Here is a 4340-nt window from a genome sequence, read left to right as displayed (position 1 = left end):
CTTCAGAGTTGAGTTATAAATTTCATGATTTTTTTCTTTAAAAATCATTATTTTAGTTGATTGTTTTGAAGGGGTTTTGAGGCCTGTTTTTTCTGTTTTGATAAAAATATATTGTGAGCTGCTTCTCAGGATATAACAGATTCTTTCCCGCGTCATTGACAGTTAAGCTGAATAAATCAACATTAAAAAAGAACGGAATTATTTATCACTGAACGGAATTAATAATTAATTTCAACATTTCACTCTGGCCTTTTAGCGCCTGAGGGGAAGGGTTTTGGCTATTTTACGCAAAGATACCGAGGTATTTATGTCCGTGACGATACAACCTGAAGAATCCATAAAAAATGAAATAAAACCACTGAATGAAATAAGACCGCTCAGCGAGGAAGAGCAGAAACTGTGCATGAAAGCCGCCTGGCGATTGATCCCTTTATTGGGCGTTGCCTACTTTTTTAATTATCTCGATCGCACCAGCGTCGGTTATGCCGCGCTGCAAATGAGTGCTCAGCTTGGGCTGGGTCCCGCACAGTTTGGTCTCGGCGCGGGGATCATGTTTTTTGGCTATTGCCTGTGTGAGGTTCCGAGCAACCTTGCCATGTATCGTTTCGGGGCTCGCCTCTGGCTGTCACGCATCATGATAACCTGGGGATGTGTCGCCGCAATGATGGTCTTTGTCGTCGGCCCATGGAGTTTTTATAGCATTCGCCTGCTGCTGGGTATTGCGGAGGCAGGATTCTTTCCCGGCGTGATTTATTTCCTCAGTATCTGGTTTCCCGTGCAGTTCCGTACGAGGGTTCTCGCCTGGTTTACCGTCGCGACGCCTATTTCTTTCCTGGTTGGCGGACCGCTCTCAACCAGTCTGTTGCAGCTGCACGGCTTTCTCGGCATGGACGGCTGGCAGTGGATGTTTCTCATCGAAGGCGTACCTGCCTGCCTGCTTGGCTTTGTGGCACTGAGGCGGTTAGCTGACAGGCCAGAGCAGGCTAACTGGCTGACAGAAAAAGAAAAAGTCACCTTCTCCCGGATGATGCAAATAGGGGGGGAAGGGCCGTCGCAAAGCCAACATTTCCGTTCGGTCTTGAAAGACGTCCGCGTGTGGTTGCTCAGCGGCATTACCTTCAGTTACACCTTGGGCACCTACGGGGTAGGCATCTGGTTACCGCAGATGCTCAAGGCCGAAGGCATTGAAACAACCACCATCGGCTGGATCGCGGCAATCCCCTATTTCTTTTCGACGTTGGGACTGATTTTCTGGGCGCGGGCAGTCGACAAATCGGGGCGTGGCGTTATGCATCTGATAGCGGCACTGCTGCTTGCCGCACTGGCACTGATGCTGTCGCTGTATCTTGACAGCCTGGTGCCCGCGCTGATTGGCGTCACCTTTGCGCTGGTCGGAACCCTCTCGGCCAAAACGATTTTCTTCACCTTGCCCGGCAAATTTTTGCGCGGTCAGGCGGCGGCGGGCGGTATAGCGTTAATCAATGCGCTGGGGGCGTTCGGCGGATTCGTCGGTCCCTTTTTAATGGGCGTCGCCAAAGAAATGACCCATTCTTTTACCGCAGGAATGATGCTGATGGGCTGCATCATCATGTTTGCCGCATTTCTTGCCGTCATCCTGCTGATTATCATGCGCCCTGTTAACCTCGAAGAAACGCAGGGCGGGGTGAGTCTTGGGAAGTAAGTTTTTCCTAAAAGCAACAAGCCCGCTTAGGTTTCCTTAAGCGGGCTTCTCGAAATAGGGCTATTTTGACTTTCGCACTAAATTACGCATAAATTTTTTAATTTTTCATTATTAAATGATAATAATTCGCGAGAGGAGACTGCTCCGCAACCGCCCTGGTTTGACGCAAACTGGAACAGCTGCAAAAATTACAGGTATAATCCCCCGCATTATTCAACTGGTTTAGAAACAAAAATGACAAAACTCACTTTACAAGAGCAGATGCTGAAAGCTGGATTAGTGACCACTACAAAAATGGCCAAAGTCCAAAGAACGGCTAAAAAATCACGGGCCCAGGCGCGTGAGGCAAGAGAGGCCGTGGAAGAAAATAAAAAAGCCCAGCTTGAGCGTGATAAAGAGTTGAGTGAACAACAAAAACAGGCTGCATTAACCAGAGAATATAAAGCTCAGGTGAAGCAGCTCATTGAAATGAACAAAATCGATATCGCAAAAGGCGTTATTGATTTTAACTTCACAGACAATAATTTAATTAAAAAAATAGCCGTGGATAAGCTAACTCAGGCGCAGCTGATCAGTGGTCGTCTCGCGATTGCTCGTTTGGTTGTTGATAACAGTGGCGAGAGTCAATACGCGATTATCCCCGCGATTGTAGCCGACAAAATTGCACAGCGAGATGCTAACAGTATTGTATTAAACAGTGCGCTGAGTCAGGAAGAGCAGGATGAAGAAGATCCCTACGCCGACTTTAAAGTGCCCGATGATTTGATGTGGTAATCACACTTTCACCGTTCAGAACGGACTGTCACAGCGGGCTTTAATCCACTCTTCGTCAATAGGATGGCCTTTATCCGCTGCAGCGCTTAATCCTTCCAGGGCTGGTTTTGAAAGAGGATATTCCAGCTCGTCGAGAAAAAGGGGGATGAGGTGGGAGGAGAAGATGAAAGCAAAAAGCCCGCTTAAGTTTCCTTAAGCGGGCTTCTCTAAATATGGCTCCTCTGACTGGACTTGAACCAGTGACATACGGATTAACAGTCCGCCGTTCTACCGACTGAACTACAGAGGAATCGTTTGAACGAGGCGAATAATAGTGACTCCCGGCAGCCAAGTCAAAGGGTTAGTTAAAAAAGCGTTTTATCTGCTGATTTGCTAGTCAAATCATTGATAACCTGATCAAATATGTTTGAAAAATCACCTCGCTATCCCTGATAAGCGACCTGCACAGCGCGAAGTTGATGCCTGGATCGCTGGCAAACCGCGCGCTCTGACTCTTTAAAGAAATTATAATGCAGACAATCCGTCGATGAGCGCCCCGCGCCACCATGCAAAATCATGGCCGCCGGTATAGACCGAAAGATGGCTGTCAATGCCTGCTGCCCGTAAGCGCTGGTGCAGTTGCTCGAGATGAGGAACGGTGGAACCCTCTAACGATCCGACACAGAGTCGAACGTGCACCCCTTTTGGCGGCGCGGACAGCAGGTGTTCACTCACCCATGATGCATCATTCTCACTAAAACTGAGGTCACGCTTGCTTCTCTGCGGCATCCACCACATGGAAGGTGAGTGGCTGAGGACAGTACCGAAAATGTCAGGTGCGTGGGTCGCGGCCATAAGCGCGGTGACGCCGCCCAGACTCTGGCCACAAAGTACCGTTTTTGAACGACCGGCCCAGACTCTGTCGGGATAATCGGCCATTATCTGCGGCACCAGGCGTTCGGCAATGTCGAGCACCAGCTCGCTCTGGCCGCCGAGGATTGCGGTGCGATCGGACTCATCGAGGTTATCGATGCCGAGCACGGCCATCGGCCCGATGCGGCCGTTGTTGATGGCAACGTCAATCGCCCCGAGTACGCCGACGTGATCAAACCATTTTTCTGCATCGAGCAACACCAGCAGTCCCAGCGGCTCTGTTCCTGCAACGTCGGGGACATAGAGGCGAACGCGGCGCTTATGACCGGCAACGGCAGGATAGGAAGTCACTAGCAGGCCGCGAGGAGTGAGCGGTGCACCCGCCCATTCGGGCTGTTCGGGGGCTTTATCCAGAGCAAGGATTGATTCCTCTGCGACGCCGCGCACGTTAATCCCGCAGGCCTTATTAAGCGGATCGGGTTGGCCCACAAACGGCGTAAAGCGTCCGCCAAGCCTGGCGACAACCTCGGGTGAGGTCCCCAGCGGGATTTCAGTGAAGGTGTATGTGCCGCGGTAGGTCGCCGGTAATCGCAGCGTTAAGGTCCAGATATCACTAGAAGGGATGTGCGTCATCAGCCCCATGGGAACATTTATTTTGTCGGTTACCCGGTTCAGGAAAACATAAACGCCCAGCAGCGATTTAGATGAACGCCATAAAAAGGTGACTTCGCGTTCATCTCGCTTACCCGACACTTCGGTGACCAGCGGGACGCCGACTGACTCCACGTCATGCCAAAATTGCGTAATATCCAACGATGTCTGTGTTACCAGCTGTTTGATGAGCCGTGCTGCCGCAGCGGTATCATGAGGCGAAAAAAGCGGGATATTACTCATTTTAATCATCCATGAAATAGTTAAGGTTATTTATACCGTTAATAAAAACTGTCCGTTGCGTTATTAGATAACGTTCTGAGGTGGATGTCACGACAAAATGTAATAATATACCTTTGAGCCTTAATAGACGGATTAAAAT

At 49.8% G+C, this 4340-nt stretch carries 3 protein-coding genes and 1 tRNA gene; 2 read left to right on the top strand and 2 right to left on the bottom strand.

What is annotated here, in order from left to right:
• Positions 1 to 274: 274 nt before the first annotated feature.
• Together BS640_RS07080 and BS640_RS07075 are read left to right on the top strand one after the other, a co-directional pair.
• Positions 275 to 1681, top strand: coding sequence for an MFS transporter (locus BS640_RS07080; RefSeq protein ID WP_139802790.1), 1407 nt, complete (start codon positions 275 to 277; stop codon positions 1679 to 1681).
• A gap of 234 nt (positions 1682 to 1915) precedes the next feature.
• Positions 1916 to 2455 (top strand): DUF2058 domain-containing protein, encoded by a 540-nt coding sequence (locus BS640_RS07075; protein WP_026110804.1) that lies wholly within the window; start codon positions 1916 to 1918, stop codon positions 2453 to 2455.
• A gap of 213 nt (positions 2456 to 2668) precedes the next feature.
• Here the strand turns inward: BS640_RS07075 and BS640_RS07070 are convergent.
• Positions 2669 to 2744 (bottom strand) — tRNA-Asn (locus BS640_RS07070).
• Between the two features lie 215 nt (positions 2745 to 2959).
• Positions 2960 to 4201: an alpha/beta hydrolase-fold protein gene (locus BS640_RS07065; RefSeq protein ID WP_084912264.1), complete on the bottom strand. Its 1242-nt coding sequence runs from the start codon at positions 4199 to 4201 to the stop codon at positions 2960 to 2962.
• Positions 4202 to 4340: the final 139 nt, after the last annotated feature.

This window comes from Rouxiella badensis (assembly GCF_002093665.1).
GTDB lineage: Bacteria > Pseudomonadota > Gammaproteobacteria > Enterobacterales > Enterobacteriaceae > Rouxiella > Rouxiella badensis.
This window is presented reverse-complemented; position numbering and strand designations above follow the sequence as displayed.